This window comes from Caballeronia sp. LZ065 (assembly GCF_031450975.1).
Lineage (GTDB): Bacteria > Pseudomonadota > Gammaproteobacteria > Burkholderiales > Burkholderiaceae > Caballeronia.
Genome location: NZ_JARUXV010000001.1, coordinates 2,749,988 through 2,769,297 on the forward strand (window position 1 = coordinate 2,749,988; position 19,310 = coordinate 2,769,297).

Here is a 19,310-nt window from a genome sequence, read left to right on the forward strand (position 1 = left end):
GGCATGCGCGTCCATCGTATGGAACATCAGTGCGGCGCCAGTTCGCTTGCGGCGCGCGCGAGGCGGGTGACTTCGTCCCAGTTATGCGCGGCCAGCGCTGCCTTGGGCGTCAGCCACGAACCGCCGACGCACACCACGTTGGGCTGCGCGAGGAAACTGGTCGCGGTCTCGGCCGTGATGCCGCCGGTCGGGCAGAAGCGCAGGTTCGGGAACGGTCCGTAGAACGCCTGCAGCATCGGAATGCCGCCCGCCTGTTGCGCCGGGAAGAACTTGACGATCTCGTAGCCCAGTTCCATCGCGGCGATGATGTCGGACGGCGTCATGACGCCCGGCAGCAGCGGCAGGCCGGCATCCTGCGCGGCCTTGTGCATGTCCTTCGTCAGACCCGGCGATACGCCGAACTGCGCGCCCGCCCTCTTCGCCTGCGCGCAATGCTCGGGCTTCGTGATCGTGCCGACGCCGACCACGATGTCGTCCGCGAGCTGGCCCGCGCGTTCGATCGCGGCAATGCCGGCCGACGTGCGCAGCGTGATCTCCAGCACCTTCACGCCGCCTGCGTGCAGCGCGCGCGACACGTGTTCGCCCTGCTCGACCGAGTCGAAGGCCAGCACCGGAATCACCGGTCCCAGACGCACGATTTCGCTTACCGTTTTCATGTGATGCGACTCCTGGTTTGATGCGGCGCCTTGCAGGCGAACCGCGGGGTTCTCTCAGGCCGGGCCCGGGCCGTTCAGCGTCAGTGATGCGTGGCGTGCGCCTTGTTGAGCGCCGATGCCGCGGCACGCGCGTTGTCGCGCAACGGATTGCGCTCTTGCTTGGCCGCGCCGTCCGCCTCCGCGGCGTCCGCGCCGATCAGCGCGCCGAACACCGATGCGCCTTCTTCGGCCGGCAGCGCCGCACTGCGGAACACGCCGAACAGTTCGCGCCCGAAGCCGACTTCGTTCTCGGCCTGATACAGCGGCGCCTGGACTTCGCGCGCCGCCCATTCCTTTGCGTCGATCTCGATGTCGAGCACGCCGGACGGTGCGTCGATGACCAGCATGTCGCCGGTGCGCACCTTGCCGAGCGGGCCTTGCAGCAGCGCTTCCGGCGAGACGTGGATCACCGCCGGCACCTTGCCCGATGCCCCGGACATGCGTCCGTCGGTGACCAGCGCGACATGGAAGCCCTGATCCTGCAACACGCCCAGCAGCGGCGTCAATCGATGTAGTTCCGGCATGCCGTTCGCACGCGCGCCCTGGAAGCGCACCACGGCGACGAAGTCGCGCTTGAGTTCGCCCTTGTCGAAGGCTTCCTGCACTTCTTCCTGCGAATTGAAGACGATGGCCGGCGCCTTCACCACGCGATGCTCCGGCGCGACCGCCGAAATCTTGATGACGCCGCGGCCGAGCTTGCCCTGCATCAGACGCAGGCCGCCGTCCGGCTGGAACGGCTCGCCGATACCGCGCAGCACCTTGCTGTCGTGGCTTTCGGCGGCGCCGTCGATCCATTGCAGCTTGCCGTCGATGAGTTTCGGCTCCTTCGTGTAATGCGACAGCCCACGGCCCGCAACCGTCTGCACATCCTCATGCAGCAAACCGCCTTCGAGCAGGTTGCGCACGAGGAACGCGACGCCGCCCGCAGCATGAAAGTGATTCACGTCGGCCTTGCCGTTCGGGTAGATCTTCGCGAGCAGCGGCACGACTTGCGAGAGCTCGTCGAAATCGTTCCAGTCGATGATGACGCCCGCCGCCCGCGCAATCGCCACGAGGTGCAGCGTGTGATTGGTCGAGCCGCCCGTCGCGAGCAGCGCGACGATGCCATTCACGATGGCCTTCTCGTCGACCACATGGCCGATCGGGGTGTAGTTGCCGCGCTCGTGCGTCAGGTCCAGCACGCGGCGCGCGGCTTCGGCGGTGAGCGCATCGCGCAGTTCGGTGTGCGGATGCACGAACGCCGAACTCGGCAGATGCAGGCCCATCACTTCCATCAGCATCTGGTTGCTGTTGGCGGTGCCGTAGAACGTGCAGGTGCCGTGACCATGATACGCGGCCGCCTCGGCTTCGAGCAGCGCGCTGCGGTCGCACTTGCCGGTGGCGAACTCCTGGCGCACCTTCGCTTTGTCGTCGTTGGTGAGGCCGCTGGTCATCGGGCCGGCCGGCACGAAGATGGTCGGCAGATGACCGAACTGCAGCGCGCCGATGGCCAGGCCCGGGACGATCTTGTCGCACACGCCGAGGCACAGCGCGGCGTCGAACATGTTGTGCGTCAGCGCGACGGCGGTGCTCATCGCGATGACTTCCCGCGAAAACAGCGACAGTTCCATGCCCGCATTGCCCTGCGTGATGCCGTCGCACATGGCGGGCACGCCGCCCGCAAACTGCGCGATCCCGCCGTGTTCGCGCGCCGCCTGCTTGATGAGGTCCGGAAAACTCTTGTAGGGCGCGTGCGCGGACAGCATTTCGTTATACGAGGACACGATGCCGATGTTCGGCTCGCGCACCGCCTTGATCGCAAATTTTTCCTGGCCTTCGAGGCCCGAGAAGCCGTGCGCGAGATTCGCGCAGGACAGCGCGCCGCGCGCCGGGAACATGCCCTGCGCGGCGTCGATGCGCGCCAGATAGGCGGCGCGCGTCGGCTTGCTGCGCTCGATGATGCGGTCGGTAACGTGCTTCAGTTGCGAATGCGGGGAAACCATCGATGCTCCTTCGTCTCACTCCCGGCGCGCCTGCCGTCGAGATGGGGTTTGGAATTGCGAGGAACGGCGCAGGTGTTGTTGTCGTGTCGTTCGCCGATGGACCGAATATTAGTAGAAAAACTACATGGATTCAATGGGGTGAATACCGAGACTGCATGCCAACGCGTCGTGCGCTTGCGCTTTTCGGGTGAGCTTCTCAGGGAAATCCCTGAGATATGCCGCCGAAATTATGTAGTATTTGTACAAGCTGAATGATCGGCTATAGTCGCAAACAATTTTCAGCATAGGCGAGATTTCCGATGTTGCTGTCCCAAGTCGAAGCAATGCGCGAACAGTTGCGGCCCTCGGAGCGCAAGCTGGCCGACTACGTACTCGAAGCGCCGCGCGAAGTGCTCGATCTCTCGATGACCGATTTCGCCGCGCGCGCGGGCGTGAGCCAGCCGACCATCGCGCGCTTCTGTCAGGCGCTCGGCTTTTCCGGCTTTCGGGAATTCAAGATCCGGCTTGCACAAGGCGTAGCAGCGGGCGTTCCCACCGTCTATCGCGATGTGAAGAGCGACGAACCGCCTGCGGGCGTCGCGGCGAAGGTGCTGGACCGGACCATCGGCGCGTTGATCGAGGTACGTAACAGTCTGTCTTCGGACAGCGTCGCGGCGGCCATCGCGATTCTCGCGGACGCGCGGCGCATCGAGTTCTACGGCGCGGGCGGTTCCGGCATTGCCGCGCTCGACATGCAGCACAAGTTCTTCCGGCTCGGCGTGCCGTCCGTCGCGTATTCCGATCCGCACACGTACACGACCTCGGCCGCGCTGCTCGGCCCGGGCGATGCCATCGTCGCGATCTCGAACACGGGCCGCACGCGCGACATCCTGGATGCATGCAAGTCCGCGCTGCACGGCGGCGCGAAGGTGATCGCGATCACGCACGGCAACTCGCCGCTGGCGCGACTGGCGACGGTGGGACTCTTTGCCAACGTCGACGAGGACACGGATATTTTTTCGCCGATGACCTCGCGCGTGTCGCATCTCGCGATCGGCGACATTCTGGCGGTGGGACTGGCGCTCGCACGCGGTCCGAAGCTGGCGGAAAAGCTCGCGGAAGCGAAGGACGTGCTGGAGAGCCGCAGGGTGGGCACGTGAGCCGGGACGCGGCTCACGCGGAAGACATCAGAAAGGCTTGACGACTACGAGCAGCGTCGCGCCGAGCAGGCCGAGCACCGGCAGTTCGTTGAACATGCGATACCACTTGTCCGACCGTTTGTTTTCGCCGCGCTGGAAGGTATGCAGCAGGCGTCCGCAATACGCGTGATACACGATGATCAGCGCGACGATGCTGAGTTTCGCGTGCAGCCAGCCCTGCCCCGCGCCGATGCCGACGACGAGCCACAGCCACAGCCCGCACGCCAGCGCCGGCACCGCGATGAAGGTCATGAAGCGGAACAGCTTGCGCGCCATCAGCAGGAGCCGGGCGGTGGCCTTGGGGTCGGTTTCCATCGCCAGGTTGACGAAGATGCGCGGCAGATAGAACAGCCCCGCGAACCACGAGGCGACCAGCACGATGTGCAGCGATTTGATCCAGAGCATCGGTCTTGTGGGTTTTCGCGAGGTTATTGACGCACTTCGCCGCGCCCCAGCACGACGTATTTCAACGATGTCAGGCCGTCCAGACCCACTGGGCCGCGTGCGTGCAGCTTGTCGTTAGAGATGCCGATCTCCGCGCCCAGCCCGAATTCGAAACCGTCGGCGAAACGCGTCGAAGCGTTGACCATCACGCTCGCCGAATCCACTTCGCGCAGGAAACGCATGGCGCGGTCGTGGTCTTCGGTGAGGATGGCGTCGGTGTGATGCGAGCCGTAGGTATTGATATGGTCGATGGCCTCGTCCAGCCCTTCGACGATCTTCACCGCCAGCACCGGCGCGAGATATTCGGTGCTCCAGTCGGCTTCGGTCGCGTCGACGAGCCCGCCGATCTGCGCCGCCTCCAGCACCGCGCGCGCGGCCGCATCCACGCGCAACTCGACTTCCTTCGCCTGATACGCGCGCGCGAGCAGCGGCAGCGCTTCATGCGCGATGCCGCGCGCGACCAGCAGCGTTTCCATCGTGTTGCAGGTGCCGTAGCGATGCGTCTTCGCGTTGTCGCAGACGGCGGCGGCCTTCGCCAGATCCGCGCGGTCGTCCACGTAGACGTGGCAGATGCCGTCGAGATGCTTGATCATCGGCACGCGCGCTTCTTCCATCAGCCGCGCGATCAGGCTCTTGCCGCCGCGCGGCACGATCACGTCGACGAATTCGGTCATCGTGATCAGCTTGCCGACCGCCGCGCGATCCGCTGTCTCCACCACTTGCACCGCGTCCTGCGGCAGGCCCGCCGTTTCCAGCCCGACGCCGATCAGTTTTGCGAGCGCCGTATTGCATTCGAGCGCCTCGGAACCGCCGCGCAGGATGGTCGCGTTGCCGGACTTGAGGCAGAGCGCGGCGGCGTCGATGGTCACGTTCGGGCGCGATTCGTAGATGATGCCGATCACGCCGAGCGGCACACGCATCTGTCCGACCTGGATGCCGCTCGGACGGAACTTGAGGCCGCTGATCTCGCCGATCGGATCGGCCAGCGCGGCCACCTGGCGCAGCCCTTCGATCATCGTGTCGAGGGCCTTGTCGGACAGTGTCAGCCGGTCGATGAATGCGGCGTCGTGGCCTTTTTCGCGCGCGCGTGCCAGGTCGCGTGCGTTCGCTTGCTTGAGCGCCTCGCGCTCGCGTGCGATGGCATCCGCCACCGCGAGCAGCGCGGCGTTCTTTGCCGCCGTCGAGGCCCGCGCCATCGCGCGCGACGCCGCGCGGGCGCGGCGGCCGAGGTCGGTCATGTACTGGTCGATGTTCATCGTGAGTCTCTTTCTGATGCCGCTGATCCGCAGTGTTGTCTGCGCGCTTGCCGGTGCCGGACGGGCGTCCGCGAGCCGGGCGCCGCAATAATTCATTTTAAGCCGGGTCGCCGCCTGAAACAGGCCGCGACGGCCGCGCTCTATCGACGCAACCTATCGACGCGGTCGCGGCGCCGCCGAGGCCGCCGCCGCCCGCCCCGGCGTGCCGCCGTGCGCCACGGCCATCGCGAGTTCGAACATGCCGGCCCACGGATCGGGCGGCGTCTCGCTGCCGCGCCTGCCCGTTCCGCCGGACAGGCCCTTCACCTGACGGTCCAGCCGCGCCGCCAGCGAGAGCGCCTTTTCAAGCGCTTCGTCCGTCACGCGCGCCAGCGCCGGCGGGATCAACCGCTCGCGCGGTCCCCACACGCGGTTCTCGCGCATCAACGTGGCGAGCGGCTTGCCGGCGGCGACGCCACGCTTGATGCGCAACAGCGTGCGCACTTCCTCGACCAGCGCCCACAGCACGAGCACCGCCGCTTCGCCTTCGCCCTTCAGGCCGTCGAGCATGCGCGCGAGCCGGCCGACGTCGCCCGTCAGCATCGCTTCATTGAGCTTGAACACGTCGTAGCGCGCGACGTTCAGCACGGCATCGTGAATCTGCTCGAAACTGAGCACGCCTTCCGGATACAGCAGGCCGAGCTTCTGGATCTCCTGATGCGCGGCCAGCAGATTGCCTTCCACCCGTTCCGCGATGAACGCCAGCGCGCGCCGTCCGTCTTCGCCGGGCGGAACGCGCTGACCCTGCTGCGCGAGCCGCTGGCCGACCCACATCGGCAAGTGCGCGCGCTCGATCGCATCGATTTTCAACGTGACGCCTGCGCCGAGCAGCGCGCTGAACCACGCCGATTTCTGCGTCGCGCTGTCGAGCCGCGGCAGCGTGACGAGCGTGACGACGTCGGGATTGTCGGCGGCGGCGAGCGCCTTCAGCGACTCCGCGCCTTCCTTGCCCGGCTTGCCCGTGGGAATGCGCAGTTCGATCAGCTGGCGGTCGCCGAACAGCGACATCGACTGGGTAGCGCCGAGCAGCGCGCTCCAGTCGAAACCGCGCTCGACCGTGAACACCGAGCGGTCAGTGAACCCGTTCGCGCGCGCGGCGGCGCGGATGCGGTCGCACGCTTCCTGCGCGAGCAGATGCTCGTCGCCATGGACGACGTACAGCCCCTTCAGGCCTTTCGCGAGATGCGCGTCGAGCGCGTCGAGCTTCAGTTGCATGCGCGCGGGCCGCCGGCGTTCAACGCGGTGATCAAAGCGGCGGCACCGGCAGCGGCGCGCGCGGCGCGACGCCCGGCGTCTGCTCGCCTGGCGCCGGATGCAGCGAGCGCACCGTGGCGAGCCGGCGTGTCAGTTGATCCACGGCGTCGTTGCGCATGTCGTTGTAGAGCAGGGTCGCTTCCTGCGACTTGGCGAGCGTGTACTGGTCGCTGTAGGTCATCGAACGGTTCAGCGCGATCACGCTCGGCGGAATCAGCAAGGTCCCGTCCGCGCCGATCAGCGAGTAACTCACGTTGTAGACCAGCTCGTATTCCTGCACCACGCCCTGCGCATTCAGGCTGAGCGTGCGCATGCCCTGGCCTTCCGCGAGGCGCAGCGTGGCGTCCGGCTTCTCGACCGCCTTGACGACCACCGTATCGCTGCCGCCCTGGATCATGCGTTCGAGGCGCGCGACCATCTGCGGCGGTCCGCCGCTGATGGCGAGCCGCTTGAACGCATAGTCCTGCTGTCCGCGCAGCTGGAAGCCGCACGCGGACAGCACAGCCGCGCCGCCAAGAAGCGCGACGAACGAACGCCTGCTGATGCCTTTTTCGAAGGCTTTACCGGTCACATCGACTCCTTGGTTTTGCGCGTCGGACGCATTACACGACGACGTTGACGAGACGCCCCGGCACCACGATCACCTTCTTCGGCGTGCGGCCTTCTGAGAACTTCCCGAACATGTCATGCGCGACCGCCGCCTGCTCAATGGCTTCGCGCGACGCGTCTTTCGCCACGGTCAGCGCGCCGCGCACCTTGCCGTTGATCTGCAGCACGAGTTCGATTTCCGACTGTTCGAGCGCGGCTTCATCGACCTTCGGCCAGGGCGCGTCGAGCAGCGGGCCGAAGGTGTCGGCGTAACCGAGTTCCGACCACAACTGGAAGGTCGCGTGCGGCACCACCGGATACAGCACGCGCAGCAGCACGCCGAAGGTTTCGTTCAGCACGCCCTCGCCCGCCTGCTTCGCGCCTTCGAGCGCGTTGAGCATCTTCATCGCGGCGGACACGACCGTGTTGTACTGCAGGCGGCCATAGTCGAAATCGGCCTGCTTGAGCACGGTGTAGATCTCGCGGCGCAACGCGCGGTCGGCGTCGCCGAGCTTCGCCGCGTCGAGCTTGCCGTGCTGGCGCAGCGCGGCGGCGTTGTCGTGCCCGAAGTGCCACACGCGGCGCAGAAAGCGGCTCGCGCCTTCCACGCCCGCGCCCGACCATTCGAGCGACTGCTCCGGCGGCGCCGCGAACATCACGAACAGGCGGGCGGTGTCCGCGCCATACCGGTCGATCAGCGTCTGCGGATCGACGCCATTGTTCTTCGACTTCGACATCTTCTCGACGCCGCCCAGCACGACCGGCTGGCCGTCGGCGTTGAGCGTCGCGCCGGTGGGACGGCCCTTGTCGTCGTGCGCGACCGTGACGTCCAGCGGGTTGTACCAGGTCTTCTTGCCGGCCGCGTCCTCGCGATAGAACGTCTCGTTCAGCACCATGCCCTGCGTGAGCAGGTTCTTCGCGGGCTCGCCGAACTTCACCAGCCCCATGTCGCGCATCACCTTGGCCCAGAAGCGCGAATACAGCAGGTGCAGGATCGCGTGTTCGATGCCGCCGATGTACTGGTCCATCGGCATCCAGTAATCGGTGCGCTCGTCGACCATGGTCGTGGCGTCCGGCGCCGCGTAGCGCGAGAAGTACCACGACGAGTCGACGAAAGTGTCCATCGTGTCGGTTTCGCGCTTCGCATCGGCGCCGCAGGTCGGGCAGGTGCAGTTCAGGAACGCTTCCGACTTCGCCAGCGGATTGCCCGAGCCGTCCGGCACGAGGTCTTCCGGCAGCACGACCGGCAGATCCTTCTCGGGCACCGGCACGTCGCCGCACTTGGGGCAATGGATGATCGGAATCGGCGTGCCCCAGTAGCGCTGACGCGAGATGCCCCAGTCGCGCAAGCGCCAGGTGATCTGCTTGTCGCCGAGGTCCTTCGCCTTCAGGTCGGCGGCGATCGCGTCGATGGCCTCCGCCGTGGTGAGGCCGTCGTACTTGCCGCTGTTGATGAGCTTGCCCGCGGTCTTGTCGCCGTACCATTCTTCCCAGGCGTCGGTCGAATAGGTCTTGCCTTCGATGTCGATCACCTGGTTGATCGGCAGGCTGTATTTCTTCGCGAAGGCGAAGTCGCGTTCGTCGTGCGACGGCACGCCCATCACGGCGCCTTCGCCGTAGGACATCAGCACGTAGTTGCCGATCCACACCTCGACTTGCGCACCCGTCAGCGGATGCGTGACGAAGAAGCCCGTGGGCACGCCCTTCTTTTCCATGGTCGCAACGTCGGCTTCCGCCACGCCGCCGCGCTTGCATTCGTCGATGAACGCCTGCAGCTCCGCGTTGTCGCGCGCGAGACGCGTCGCGAGCGGATGCTCCGCCGCGACCGCCGCGAAGGTGACGCCCATGATGGTGTCGGCGCGCGTGGTGAAGACACGCAGCAGCTTCGCTTCGCCATCGATCTCATACGGAAAGCCGAAGTTCACGCCGAAGCTCTTGCCGATCCAGTTCTGCTGCATGACCTTGACGCGTTCGGGCCAGCCGAGGCCTTCGAGGTCGTCGAGCAGTTGATCCGCGTAATCGGTGATGCGCAGGTAGTACATCGGGATTTCGCGCTTTTCCACCAGCGCGCCCGAACGCCAGCCGCGTCCGTCGATAACCTGTTCGTTGGCGAGCACCGTCTGGTCGACCGGGTCCCAGTTCACGGTACCGGTCTTCTTGTACGCGATGCCCTTGTCCAGCATCTTGAGGAACAGCCACTGGTTCCACTTGTAATACTCGGGCGAGCACGTGGCGACTTCGCGCGACCAGTCGATGGCGAGGCCCATCGACTGCATCTGCTTCTTCATGTACGCGATGTTTTCGTAGGTCCACTTCGCCGGCGGCACGTTGTTCGCCATCGCGGCGTTCTCGGCGGGCATGCCGAACGCGTCCCAGCCCATCGGCATCAGCGTGTTGTAACCGTTCATGCGCAGATAACGGTACATCACGTCGTTGATCGTGTAATTGCGCACGTGACCCATGTGCAGCTTTCCGGACGGATAGGGCAGCATCGAGACGCAATAGAACTTGGGCTTGGCCGACGTCTCGGTCGTCCGGTAGACGTCGTTCGCGCGCCAGGTGGTCTGCGCGGCGGATTCGACGTCGGCGGGTACGTATTTATCGTGCATGGTGTGATGGCTTTACGCTAAGGCTGGGAACGGACCCCGGAACCCGCCGTTCCCGTGATGGAGAACGACTGATTCTGGCGCCGTGTGGTCTCGTGTGCCGGACCGGCGCGGCGTCGAATGTCGGCCCGCCGGCGGAGGCGATCCGCGCAAAAACGGGCAAATCGCGATTATACCGTTCGATGCGGCGCGTCAGGCGCGTCAAGCTTCTCGGGCGCGTCAGGCTTCAGACGCATGCGCGCACGGCGCGGACTCAACGCGCGGGCGAAGGCGCCTCCGGCTGCGCCGGCTGCGTGACGAAGCCGATCCGCTCGATCCCCGCCTGCTGCGCGGCGCCCATCACCTGCGCGATGACGTCGTAGCGCGTCGCGCTCGACGCCCGCAGATGCAGTTCCGGCTTCTGCGCCGCGCGGCCCGCCTCGACGAAGCGCGCACGCATCTGCTCCACGCCGATGAGCGTGTCGTTCCAGTAGAGCTTGCCGGTGTCGTCGATGGACAACGTGATGGTCTGCGGCGTCTCGCGCGCCGGCTGCGACGACACCTTCGGCAGATCGAGGCGGATGGCGTGCGTGAACAGCGGCGCCGTGATGATGAAGATGACGAGCAGCACGAGCATGACGTCGATGAGCGGCGTCATGTTGATCTCGGCCATCGGCTGGCCGTTCGCGTGCTTGTCTAGTCCGCCGAAGGCCATGTGCGCTCCGTGTCGGCCGTGCCGCACACGAACGCGTGCAGGTCGTGGGCGAAGCCGTCGAGTTCCTCGGAAATCTGCCGCACGTAGCGGCCCAGCACGTTGTAGGCGAGCACGGCGGGAATCGCGACGACCAGTCCGAAGGCCGTCATGATGAGCGCCTCGCCGACCGGGCCCGCGACGTTCTCGATCATCGCCTGCCCGCTCGATGCAATGCTGGACAGCGCGTGGTAGATGCCCCAGACGGTACCGAGCAGGCCGACGAACGGGGCCGTGCTGCCCACGGACGCCAGCAGCACCTGGCCGAATTCGAGGCGGCGCTGCGAGCTGAGCATCGCCTGGCGCAGCGCCCGCAGCACGCGTTCATTGCGTTCGACGCCCGACAGCAGCGCGCCCGGCATGTCCGCCTCGGACGCGTGCCAGGCGGCCTCGGCGAGCGGCAGGAAGACGCGTTCGCGATCGGCCCGCCGCAACGCGCCGATGCCGTCCTTGAGCGTCGCCGACTGCCAGAAGCGTTGCAGCGCGCGCGGGCCCTGCCATTTGGCACGCGCGAGGATCCACGCCTTCATGAGCAGGAAGCACCAGCTGGCGAGGGACATCGCGAGCAGCAGACCGGCCACCGCGTGCGTAATGGCGTCGCCGGATTGCAGATAGTGGATGACGCCCGTGGTAGCCATGGTCGCGCGACGGAATCAGCGCAGGCCGAGCACGTCCTGCATGTCGAAGAAGCCCTTGTCGCGGCTCTGCAGGAAACGCGCGGCGCGCAGCGCGCCTTGTGCGTAGGAGAGCCGGCTGGCCGACTTGTGCGTGATCTCGATGCGCTCGCCGATGCCCGCGAACAGCACGGTGTGATCGCCGACGATATCGCCGCCGCGAATCGCGGAGAAGCCGATGGTCGACGGATCGCGTTCGCCCGTCACGCCTTCGCGGGCATACACGGCGCAGTCCTTCAGGTCGCGGCCGAGCGCCTTCGCGATGACTTCGCCCATGCCGAGCGCCGTGCCCGAGGGCGCGTCCACCTTGTGGCGATGGTGCGCCTCAATGATCTCGATGTCGTAGCCGGTCGCGAAATGCTTCGCGGCGAATTCGAGCAGCTTCAACGTCACGTTCACGCCGACGCTCATGTTCGGCGCAAACACGAGGCCGATCTTCTCGCCGGCCTGCTTCAACTGCGTCTTCTGCTCGTCCGAGAAGCCGGTCGTGCCGATGATCAGCTTGACGTTGTGGCGCAGCGCCGCTTCCAGATGAACGAGGGTGCCTTCGGGGCGCGTGAAGTCGATCAGGGTGTCGGCGTCGGCGAACACGCGCTCGATGTCGTCGGTCAGCAGCACGCCGGTCGTCTTGCCGAGGAACGCGCCCGCGTCCTGGCCGAGCTGCGGCACACCGGGCCGGTCGAGTGCGCCGACGAGCTGGGCGTCGGGATCGTTGAGAACGGTTTCGATCAGCATCCGGCCCATGCGGCCCGATGCGCCGGCGATGGCGATCTTCATGGCAATCTCGTTTGATGAACCGCGCCCGGTGTGCGGCCGGGGCGTGGTGGTTCAGTGCGGTGTTTCCATACAGCGTCCCGGTGCAGTGACACCGGAGCTTACCGACTCTACTGCGGCATCGTGAATTGCTGTTGGCCGCTGCCGCTGCCGCTGCCGGCCGGCGCCGGCGACGTGCTCGCCGGACCGACTGCGCTGCTGTCGGGAATCTGGATCGGCTGCGGCTTGCGCTGAAGCTGGATCTGCGAGTTGCTGCCCGAGGCGCCGCCCGCACCCGGCGCACCGCCCGCGCTCGTCGGCGCGCTGCTGAACGACGAGGAACGTTGACGGCCCGCGGGCATTTCCACTTGCGCCGTCGCGCGGTTGGCGGCTTGCGCGGCCTGCTGGTTCGCATCGCCGGCAAAGGCATTCGACGCATTCGGCTGCGTGGACGGCTCGCCTGCCGGCGCCGTGACCGCCACGCCCGACGCCGCCGAAGCCCCCGACGCCGGCGCTGCCGCAGCACCCGTCTTGGCGACCTTGACGCCCTTGTCGCCGTCGATTTCGGCGAGCAGTTCGAGGTTCGACGGCAGGTTTTCACCGCCCGACCAGCTCACCACGCGGTCGCTCGCGAAGTTGACGACAAAGTCGCGCTGCTGCACGACGGCGGTGGATCCGCGCTTGAAGTAGAAGACGTAGTCCCAGCGGTCCGCATGGAACATGTCGACGAGAAGCGGCGTGCCCAGCAGTTGCTTCACCTGGTCGCGCGACATGCCGACCTGCATCTGCGCGGCGGCTTCCGCCGAAACGAAATTGCCTTGCACGACCGTGATCCGATACGGTGTGATGCTTTGCGCGATCCTCTGCGTGACGCTGTCGTACGCCGAGCAGCCGGCGAGCAATGCGGCCAAGGTTGCTGCGATCACGGTTCCCCGCATGCGACGGCTCTCCCTGCTATTCGATAAAGATTGAAAAAACATTTCACCTTTTACGCGAGGCGCTCCAACTCCGCGCTCGCTTCGTCCGACCAGCCCGCAAGCATAAGCGACGCAAGCACGCAGGATGTCGGGAATCGGAAAAACGCATTACTATGAGAACCTTGAATTGTACTCTAGGGATGCCTAGCCATGACCAATCCCGCCGATCTCAAAAATATCGGACTCAAGGCGACCCTGCCCCGCCTCAAGATTCTCGAGATTTTCCAGCACAGCCCGGTGCGTCATCTGACCGCTGAAGACGTGTATCGAAACCTGCTTCACGAAGAGCTGGATATCGGTCTCGCCACGGTGTATCGCGTGCTCACGCAGTTCGAGCAAGCCGGCCTGCTGTCGCGAAGCAATTTCGAATCGGGCAAGGCCGTGTTCGAGCTGAACGAAGGATCGCACCACGATCACCTCGTCTGCATCGACTGCGGCCGCGTCGAAGAGTTCTTCGACGCGGAGATCGAACGCCGTCAGCAATCGATCGCCAAGGAGCGCGGCTTCAAGCTCCACGAGCATGCGCTCGCGCTGTATGGCGCATGCACGAAGGAAAACTGCCCGCACCGCAAGCATTGAGCGTCGCGCGCCGCGCTTCCCAGCGGCGCGCCGGATGCAAAAAACCGCCGTCCATCTTGTCGATGGACGGCGGTTTTACTTCGCCTGTACGTTTCGCGATCTGCTTATGCGAGCGATTCGCAACTGCATTTCGCGAGAGGCATCATGCGGCGCGCGCGGCCGGTTCGATCAGCGTGTAGCGCTCGGGCAAGTCGAGTTCGTCGCAGTTCGGCTGGTCGCCGCCGCGATCCACCACGATGAAATCGCCTTCCCGGTCCAGCACGATCAACGGGTGATGCCACACGCCGCGCGCATAGTTCACGCCTTGCCAGCCACGCGCGTAGAACGCGCGCAACGCATTCACGTCAAACGCGCCCTCTGGCGCCACCACCACGAGATAGCGCACGTCGGCGAGCGGCACAAACGCCTGGCTGCCGAGCGGATGACGCTCCATCATCGAGATGACGACCGGTTGCGGACGCGGTTGCCCGCGAAACAGATTGATGAGCGGACGCCCGCCGTTCTCGAAGCCGATCTCCACCCGCGCCAGATCGTGAAAGCGTTCGGTCGTGCCGGCGTTGATCGGAAAATGACGCGCGCCTTCCAGCTCGATGACATCGCCGAACGGTGCGAAAGCTTCGCGCGTGAGCGGTTCCAGCGTCAGCGTTTTCATTCGATTGCCCCAAAGATCCGCAACCGCGACACGCCGCCGTCCGGATAGATGTTGAAACGCACGTGCGTCACCGGGCCGAGCGCGGCGACTTCGTGCTCGAAGCGATGCACGCTGTCCATCGAGAGTTTCTGCTCGTCGAGCAACACCGGCCAGAACATCGCCTGCGTGACGAGCGATTCGTCGGTGCCGCCCACGACGCGCGCCGCCTGCAGCGAACAGCGGTCCGGATAGTTGCCCTTGAAGTGCGCGGTATCGACTTCAATTGCGCGGATCACGCCGGGATGCGCGAGGGCGACGATCGTCCAGTCGTTGCCGGGCTCGCGCCGGCGCCGCGTTTCCCAGCCATCGCCCATGTTGACGCCGCGCCCGGGCATGAGCATCTGCGACGCAGGTCCGAAATGCTGGTTGTTCGCCGCGACGAGCGACGCGCCGTTCTCGAGCGCCGCAAGATCAAGCAGCGTGCCGCGTTCGACGCGCGAGAAATCCGTCTTCGGCTGCCCGTACACCCGCAGCCGCGCGATGCCGCCGTCCGGATAGATGTTCACGCGCAAGTGCGTGTAGGCGCGGGTATCGGCGATGTCGAGATAGTGGTGATGGTCGCCCTTGAGCGTCGTGGACGGCACGATCTCGCGCCAGTCGCCGTCTTCCTGCGGATTGGGACTGTTGCTCACGCAGGCGTCGATGGACGCCGCCGGCGGAAAGTTGCCGGTGAAGTGACTCGTGTCGATGTCGATGCCGTGAATCACGCCCGCGCGCGCGAGCTTGACGATGCAATAGTCGTAACCCGTCGTGCGCTTGCGGCGCGTCTCCCAGCCGTCCATCCACTTGCCGTGTTCGTCGTACTTGCCGGGGATGAACACCGCGGGCTGCGGCTCCAGCATGCGCGACTTCGGCGCGAAGAATTCATCGCTGGCGAAGAGCGCCTCCGCGCCCAGACGCGGATCGGCCAGGTTCATGTAGCGGCGGGCGAATGCGGGAGCGTCGGCGGGGAGAAGCGGATTGGCCATGTCAGGTTCCTTCGGTTGCGTTTGCGTGAATGTTCAGACTGCGTGTGCGGGTTCGTTGCCGTGCGCGGCGTCCGGCGCGGCCGGCACGAAGCGATAGTCGGCGTCCTGGTCGAGTACGCGCTTTGCACGCACCCGGTCGATGTCGTTCTCCCACACCGCGACGACCACGGTCGCGACGCAGTTGCCGATCAGATTCGTCACCGCCCGCGCGATGCCGACGAACCAGTCCACCGGCAGGATCAGCACGAGACCCAGCACGGGAATCGCGGGAATGGCGGAGAGCGTCGCCGCGAGAATCACGATGGCCGAGCCCGGAATGCCGTGCGCGCCCTTCGAGGTCACCAGCGAGACCAGCACGACCACGATCAGATCGTGCAGCGACAGCGGCGTGTTGGTGGCCTGCGCGATGAAGATGACTGCGAGCGTCAGGTAGATGGAGAAGCCGTCGAGGTTGAACGAATAGCCGGTCGGGATCACCAGGCCGACGGTGGAATCCTTCACGCCCATCCATTCGAGCTTGCGCATGATCTGCGGCAACACCGCATCCGAGGACGCCGTGCCGAGCACGATCGACAGTTCCTCACGCAGATAGCGCACGAGCTTGAAGATGGAGAAGCCCGCGAGCCGCATCACCACCGCGAGCACCACGAACACGAACAGGAAACAGCTGGCATAGAACACCATCACCAGCAGCCCCAGTTGCTTGAGCGAGGCAACGCCGTACTGGCCGGTCGTGAACGCGATCGCGCCGAGCACGCCGAGCGGCGCAAGCTTGATGATGAACGCCATGATGCGGAAAAACACGGACGAGAGTTCGTCGATGAACACCGTCACGCGCTGCGCCTTGTTGCCAAGCATCGAAAGCGCCGAACCGAACAGGACCGCGAACACCAGCACTTGCAGGATGTCGCCTTTTGCGAAGGCATCGACGGCCGTATCGGGAATGATCTTCAGCAGGAAGCCCGCCGTGTCCTTGAGACTCTTGGCATGCTCGGTGTAGGTGGAGAGCGCGGAGGCATCGAGCGTATGCAGGTCGATGTTCATGCCGACGCCCGGCCGCGTAACCCACGCGAGAATCGCGCCGATCACCAGCGCCAGCGTGGTCATGATCTCGAAGTAGACCACTGCCTTCAGTCCGACGCGCCCGACCTTCTTCAGATCGCCGGCGCTTGCCATGCCGCTCACCACGACGCAGAACACGATCGGTCCGATGACCATCTTGATCAGCTTCAGGAAGCCGTCACCCAGCGGCCGCAGCGACTGGCCGAAATGCGGAAACAGCGCGCCGACCACGATACCGATGACCAGCGCGATCATTACCCTGCCGAACAGCGAATTCAGAAATCTCGACACGACCGTCTCCTCGTGTAATGTCTCACCTCCGGAGCAACTGTTCCGACTGGTCGGACCAGTGCTGTGATGGGGAATATTAGAAAGCCGATATAGCGGCGTCAAGGAAGCATTGATAACGGTTTACCCTGTGGAAGCCGGGCACGGAACTGGCCGCCCCACGGACCTTCACACGACTTAACGGGACACGCATACAATGGCGGTCAGACCGGCCAAAGCACCCTTTCCCCATGAAAAACGTTCCGCACACCGTCACTGACGCGGCCATCGCGACCATTCGCGAGCGCGTCGAATCGAGCGTGTATCCGGTGGGCAGCTTGCTGCCGGCACAGCGGCAGTTATCGGAAGAACTGGCGATCAGCCGGGCCTCGCTGCGTGAAGCGCTCTCCACGCTCGAAGCGCTCGGCATGCTGCATATCCGGCCCGGCAAGGGGGTGTATGTCAGCAGCGCGCAGGCAAGCAATACGCATCCGTGGCGTTTCGCGGACCAGGCGTCGCTGCCTGACACGTATCAGATGCGTTTCGCGCTGGAAGGCTTCGTTGCGCGGCTGGCGGCGCATTCCATCGGCGATGCGGACGTCGACTGGCTCGACGACAACCTCGCGTCCCTGCATGGGGCGCTGACGGAAGCCGCGCTGGAAGAAGCCGCGCAACTGGACTTCGCGTTCCATATGCGCATCGTGAGTCTCGCGGGCAACGCGGCCATCGAATCGATCCTGCGCGGCAGCGCCGACATCATGAAGGAGAGCCAGCGCCTGCCCTTCTATCGGCGCGAACTGGTGCTGTCGACTTATCACGAACACGCGGCGATCATCGAAGCGCTCAAGGCACGTGACGGCGAAGCGGCCGGCGAGGCGATCGAAGGACATATCGTCAATGCGGCGCAGCGGGCGGGCGTGCATTTTCCCGTGCCGAAACGCTGATTCGCTCCGGCACTTCTCCGACGCTCTGCGGTCTCAGCAAGGGCCGCATGCGCCGAAGTTTTCCATGCGCTTGCGCTGCCCTGCAATTGACTGAATACCAACAGGAGCAGCGTCGATGGACATGCAACAACTCGCTTCAGAATTTCTCGCCTCGGAACACGGCGCACAAGCTACGCAAGCGCTCGCCGATCAGGGCATCAGCACGGAAGACAGCCAGCAGATACTCGGGACGGCGGCCGAAACGGCCCATGCGCACGTGGAAGAACAGCATGAAGGCTTGCTGGGCGATCATCCCGGCAAGAGCTTCTTCGCGGCCTTCGCGTCGGGACTGGTGCGCGGCGACGGCTTCTTCAAGTCGATGGAGGAAGGCGGTGAAGGCGTGCTGACGGGGCGCATTGCCGAATCGATCGCGGCGCGCATGGGCATGGACCCGGGCACGGCATCGACGGTCGCGGCAGCGGCTACGCCCTACGTCATCTCGTTCCTGCGCGAGAAGCTCGGCTGAGCCCACGCAACACGCAGTCGAAAAAAAGCCGCTCCGAGGAGCGGCTTTTGCATGCACGAGATTGAAACGCAGCGAAGCTTACTTGGCGTTGGCGAGCGCCACGGCCGTGTCCAGCATGCGGTTCGAGAAGCCCCACTCGTTGTCGTACCAGCTCGACACCTTCACGAGACGGCCCGACACCTTCGTGAGCGTCGCATCGAAGCTCGACGAAGCCGGGTTGTGGTTGAAGTCGATCGAGACCAGCGGTGCGTCGTTGTAGCCGAGAATGCCCTTCAGCTCGCCTTCCGCCGCGTCCTTCATGATCTTGTTGACTTCTTCCACCGTCGTGTCGCGCGCGGCGATGAACGACAGGTCCACCACCGAGACGTTGATCGTCGGGACGCGGATGGCATAGCCGTCCAGCTTGCCGTTCAGTTCCGGCAACACGAGGCCGACCGCCGAAGCCGCGCCCGTCTTCGTCGGGATCTGGCTGTGCGTGGCTGAGCGCGCGCGGCGCAGGTCTTCGTGATACACGTCCGTCAGAACCTGGTCGTTCGTGTAGGCGTGGATCGTCGTCATCAGGCCGTTCACCAGGCCGATCTTGTCGTTCAGCGGCTTGACGAGCGGCGCGAGGCAGTTGGTCGTGCACGATGCGTTCGAGATGACCGTGTCCGAGGCCTTCAGCACGTTGTGGTTGACGCCGTACACGATGGTTGCGTCGACGTCCTTGCCGCCCGGCGCCGAGATGATGACCTTCTTCGCGCCGCCCTTGATGTGCGCGCTGGCCTTTTCCTTCGTCGTGAAGAAGCCCGTGCACTCGAACACCACGTCGACCTTCAGCTCGCCCCACGGCAGTTCGGCCGGGTTGCGGTTGGCCAGCACGCGGATCTTGTCGCCGTTGACGACGAGGTAGTCGCCGTCCACCGAGACTTCGCCCGGGAACTTGCCGTGCGCCGTGTCGTATTGCGTCAGGTGGGCGTTGGTCTTCGCATCGCCCAGATCGTTGATCGCGACGATCTCGATGTCATGCTTCTTGCCGTTCTCGTAGAACGCGCGCAGCGTGTTGCGGCCGATGCGGCCGTAGCCGTTGATTGCAACGCGAATCGTCATGGTCTATCTCCTGATGGTAAAAAAACCTT

At 65.2% G+C, this 19,310-nt stretch carries 19 protein-coding genes; 4 read left to right on the forward strand and 15 right to left on the reverse strand.

What is annotated here, in order from left to right:
- Positions 1–26 precede the first annotated feature (26 nt).
- Together eda and edd are read right to left on the reverse strand one after the other, a co-directional pair.
- Positions 27–656 carry a bifunctional 4-hydroxy-2-oxoglutarate aldolase/2-dehydro-3-deoxy-phosphogluconate aldolase gene (gene eda / locus QCE63_RS12705; RefSeq protein ID WP_309833303.1) on the reverse strand — a complete coding sequence of 210 codons (630 nt, stop codon included), beginning with the start codon at positions 654–656 and terminating at the stop codon, positions 27–29.
- 80 nt (positions 657–736) lie between these two features.
- Positions 737–2,677, reverse strand: coding sequence for a phosphogluconate dehydratase (edd, locus tag QCE63_RS12710; protein WP_309833305.1), 1,941 nt, complete (start codon positions 2,675–2,677; stop codon positions 737–739).
- A gap of 299 nt (positions 2,678–2,976) precedes the next feature.
- Here edd and QCE63_RS12715 point away from each other — a divergent pair, with 299 nt between their 5' ends.
- Positions 2,977–3,816, forward strand: coding sequence for a MurR/RpiR family transcriptional regulator (locus tag QCE63_RS12715; protein WP_309809737.1), 840 nt, complete (start codon positions 2,977–2,979; stop codon positions 3,814–3,816).
- A gap of 27 nt (positions 3,817–3,843) precedes the next feature.
- Here QCE63_RS12715 and QCE63_RS12720 read toward each other — a convergent pair whose 3' ends face one another.
- The 9 genes from QCE63_RS12720 to QCE63_RS12760 all read right to left on the reverse strand — a co-directional run bounded on the left by QCE63_RS12720 (position 3,844) and on the right by QCE63_RS12760 (position 13,137).
- Positions 3,844–4,260 carry a CopD family protein gene (locus QCE63_RS12720; RefSeq protein ID WP_309833306.1) on the reverse strand — a complete coding sequence of 139 codons (417 nt, stop codon included), beginning with the start codon at positions 4,258–4,260 and terminating at the stop codon, positions 3,844–3,846.
- Positions 4,261–4,283: 23 nt separating this feature from the next.
- On the reverse strand, positions 4,284–5,555 hold the full coding sequence (locus QCE63_RS12725; protein WP_309833307.1) for a glutamate-5-semialdehyde dehydrogenase: 1,272 nt from the start codon (positions 5,553–5,555) through the stop codon (positions 4,284–4,286).
- A 153-nt stretch (positions 5,556–5,708) separates the two neighbouring features.
- Positions 5,709–6,809: a DNA polymerase III subunit delta gene (holA, locus tag QCE63_RS12730; protein ID WP_309833308.1), complete on the reverse strand. Its 1,101-nt coding sequence runs from the start codon at positions 6,807–6,809 to the stop codon at positions 5,709–5,711.
- A 31-nt stretch (positions 6,810–6,840) separates the two neighbouring features.
- On the reverse strand, positions 6,841–7,392 hold the full coding sequence (gene lptE, locus QCE63_RS12735; protein ID WP_309833807.1) for an LPS assembly lipoprotein LptE: 552 nt from the start codon (positions 7,390–7,392) through the stop codon (positions 6,841–6,843).
- Positions 7,393–7,450: 58 nt separating this feature from the next.
- Positions 7,451–10,045: a leucine--tRNA ligase gene (leuS, locus tag QCE63_RS12740; RefSeq protein WP_309833309.1), complete on the reverse strand. Its 2,595-nt coding sequence runs from the start codon at positions 10,043–10,045 to the stop codon at positions 7,451–7,453.
- A gap of 250 nt (positions 10,046–10,295) precedes the next feature.
- On the reverse strand, positions 10,296–10,736 hold the full coding sequence (locus QCE63_RS12745; protein WP_309833310.1) for a biopolymer transporter ExbD: 441 nt from the start codon (positions 10,734–10,736) through the stop codon (positions 10,296–10,298).
- Complete coding sequence (locus QCE63_RS12750) at positions 10,718–11,410, reverse strand: MotA/TolQ/ExbB proton channel family protein (protein WP_309833312.1); 693 nt, start codon at positions 11,408–11,410, stop codon at positions 10,718–10,720. The genes QCE63_RS12745 and QCE63_RS12750 overlap by 19 nt, the downstream gene beginning before the upstream one ends.
- A gap of 15 nt (positions 11,411–11,425) precedes the next feature.
- Entirely contained in the window at positions 11,426–12,223 is a 798-nt protein-coding gene (gene dapB / locus QCE63_RS12755; protein WP_309833314.1) for a 4-hydroxy-tetrahydrodipicolinate reductase, read from the reverse strand.
- A 107-nt stretch (positions 12,224–12,330) separates the two neighbouring features.
- Positions 12,331–13,137, reverse strand: coding sequence for an outer membrane protein assembly factor BamE (locus QCE63_RS12760; protein ID WP_309833316.1), 807 nt, complete (start codon positions 13,135–13,137; stop codon positions 12,331–12,333).
- Between the two features lie 189 nt (positions 13,138–13,326).
- Here QCE63_RS12760 and fur point away from each other — a divergent pair, with 189 nt between their 5' ends.
- Positions 13,327–13,755, forward strand: a complete 429-nt coding sequence (gene fur, locus QCE63_RS12765) for a ferric iron uptake transcriptional regulator (RefSeq protein WP_309833318.1) — start codon at positions 13,327–13,329, stop codon at positions 13,753–13,755.
- 142 nt (positions 13,756–13,897) lie between these two features.
- Here fur and QCE63_RS12770 read toward each other — a convergent pair whose 3' ends face one another.
- From QCE63_RS12770 to QCE63_RS12780, 3 genes are read right to left on the reverse strand one after another with little or no spacing between them, the layout of a single operon-like run.
- On the reverse strand, positions 13,898–14,407 hold the full coding sequence (locus tag QCE63_RS12770; RefSeq protein WP_309833320.1) for an ureidoglycolate lyase: 510 nt from the start codon (positions 14,405–14,407) through the stop codon (positions 13,898–13,900).
- The gene (gene alc / locus QCE63_RS12775) at positions 14,404–15,414 is read right to left on the reverse strand and encodes an allantoicase (RefSeq protein WP_309833321.1); all 1,011 of its coding nucleotides are present in this window, start codon (positions 15,412–15,414) and stop codon (positions 14,404–14,406) included. Before alc ends, QCE63_RS12770 begins: the two co-directional genes overlap by 4 nt.
- A 33-nt stretch (positions 15,415–15,447) precedes the next feature.
- On the reverse strand, positions 15,448–16,767 hold the full coding sequence (locus tag QCE63_RS12780) for a C4-dicarboxylate transporter DctA (protein WP_309833322.1): 1,320 nt from the start codon (positions 16,765–16,767) through the stop codon (positions 15,448–15,450).
- Positions 16,768–16,994: 227 nt separating this feature from the next.
- Between QCE63_RS12780 and QCE63_RS12785 the strand changes: the two genes are divergently transcribed.
- Positions 16,995–17,687, forward strand: a complete 693-nt coding sequence (locus QCE63_RS12785; protein ID WP_309833323.1) for an FCD domain-containing protein — start codon at positions 16,995–16,997, stop codon at positions 17,685–17,687.
- A 115-nt stretch (positions 17,688–17,802) separates the two neighbouring features.
- Positions 17,803–18,192 (forward strand): hypothetical protein, encoded by a 390-nt coding sequence (locus QCE63_RS12790; protein ID WP_309833324.1) that lies wholly within the window; start codon positions 17,803–17,805, stop codon positions 18,190–18,192.
- Between the two features lie 78 nt (positions 18,193–18,270).
- Here QCE63_RS12790 and gap read toward each other — a convergent pair whose 3' ends face one another.
- On the reverse strand, positions 18,271–19,281 hold the full coding sequence (gene gap / locus QCE63_RS12795; RefSeq protein ID WP_309833325.1) for a type I glyceraldehyde-3-phosphate dehydrogenase: 1,011 nt from the start codon (positions 19,279–19,281) through the stop codon (positions 18,271–18,273).
- Between the last annotated feature and the right edge of the window lie 29 nt (positions 19,282–19,310).

Bases quoted from the DNA above. Each gene is read 5' to 3' on its own strand.
- eda (WP_309833303.1), bottom strand. From the start codon at position 656: ATGAAAACGGTAAGCGAAATCGTGCGTCTGGGACCGGTGATTCCGGTG.
- edd (WP_309833305.1), bottom strand. From the start codon at position 2,677: ATGGTTTCCCCGCATTCGCAACTGAAGCACGTTACCGACCGCATCATC.
- QCE63_RS12715 (WP_309809737.1), top strand. From the start codon at position 2,977: ATGTTGCTGTCCCAAGTCGAAGCAATGCGCGAACAGTTGCGGCCCTCG.
- QCE63_RS12720 (WP_309833306.1), bottom strand. From the start codon at position 4,260: ATGCTCTGGATCAAATCGCTGCACATCGTGCTGGTCGCCTCGTGGTTC.
- QCE63_RS12725 (WP_309833307.1), bottom strand. From the start codon at position 5,555: ATGAACATCGACCAGTACATGACCGACCTCGGCCGCCGCGCCCGCGCG.
- holA (WP_309833308.1), bottom strand. From the start codon at position 6,809: ATGCAACTGAAGCTCGACGCGCTCGACGCGCATCTCGCGAAAGGCCTG.
- leuS (WP_309833309.1), bottom strand. From the start codon at position 10,045: ATGCACGATAAATACGTACCCGCCGACGTCGAATCCGCCGCGCAGACC.
- QCE63_RS12745 (WP_309833310.1), bottom strand. From the start codon at position 10,736: ATGGCCTTCGGCGGACTAGACAAGCACGCGAACGGCCAGCCGATGGCC.
- QCE63_RS12750 (WP_309833312.1), bottom strand. From the start codon at position 11,410: ATGGCTACCACGGGCGTCATCCACTATCTGCAATCCGGCGACGCCATT.
- dapB (WP_309833314.1), bottom strand. From the start codon at position 12,223: ATGAAGATCGCCATCGCCGGCGCATCGGGCCGCATGGGCCGGATGCTG.
- QCE63_RS12760 (WP_309833316.1), bottom strand. From the start codon at position 13,137: ATGCGGGGAACCGTGATCGCAGCAACCTTGGCCGCATTGCTCGCCGGC.
- fur (WP_309833318.1), top strand. From the start codon at position 13,327: ATGACCAATCCCGCCGATCTCAAAAATATCGGACTCAAGGCGACCCTG.
- QCE63_RS12770 (WP_309833320.1), bottom strand. From the start codon at position 14,407: ATGAAAACGCTGACGCTGGAACCGCTCACGCGCGAAGCTTTCGCACCG.
- alc (WP_309833321.1), bottom strand. From the start codon at position 15,414: ATGGCCAATCCGCTTCTCCCCGCCGACGCTCCCGCATTCGCCCGCCGC.
- QCE63_RS12785 (WP_309833323.1), top strand. From the start codon at position 16,995: ATGAAAAACGTTCCGCACACCGTCACTGACGCGGCCATCGCGACCATT.
- QCE63_RS12790 (WP_309833324.1), top strand. From the start codon at position 17,803: ATGGACATGCAACAACTCGCTTCAGAATTTCTCGCCTCGGAACACGGC.
- gap (WP_309833325.1), bottom strand. From the start codon at position 19,281: ATGACGATTCGCGTTGCAATCAACGGCTACGGCCGCATCGGCCGCAAC.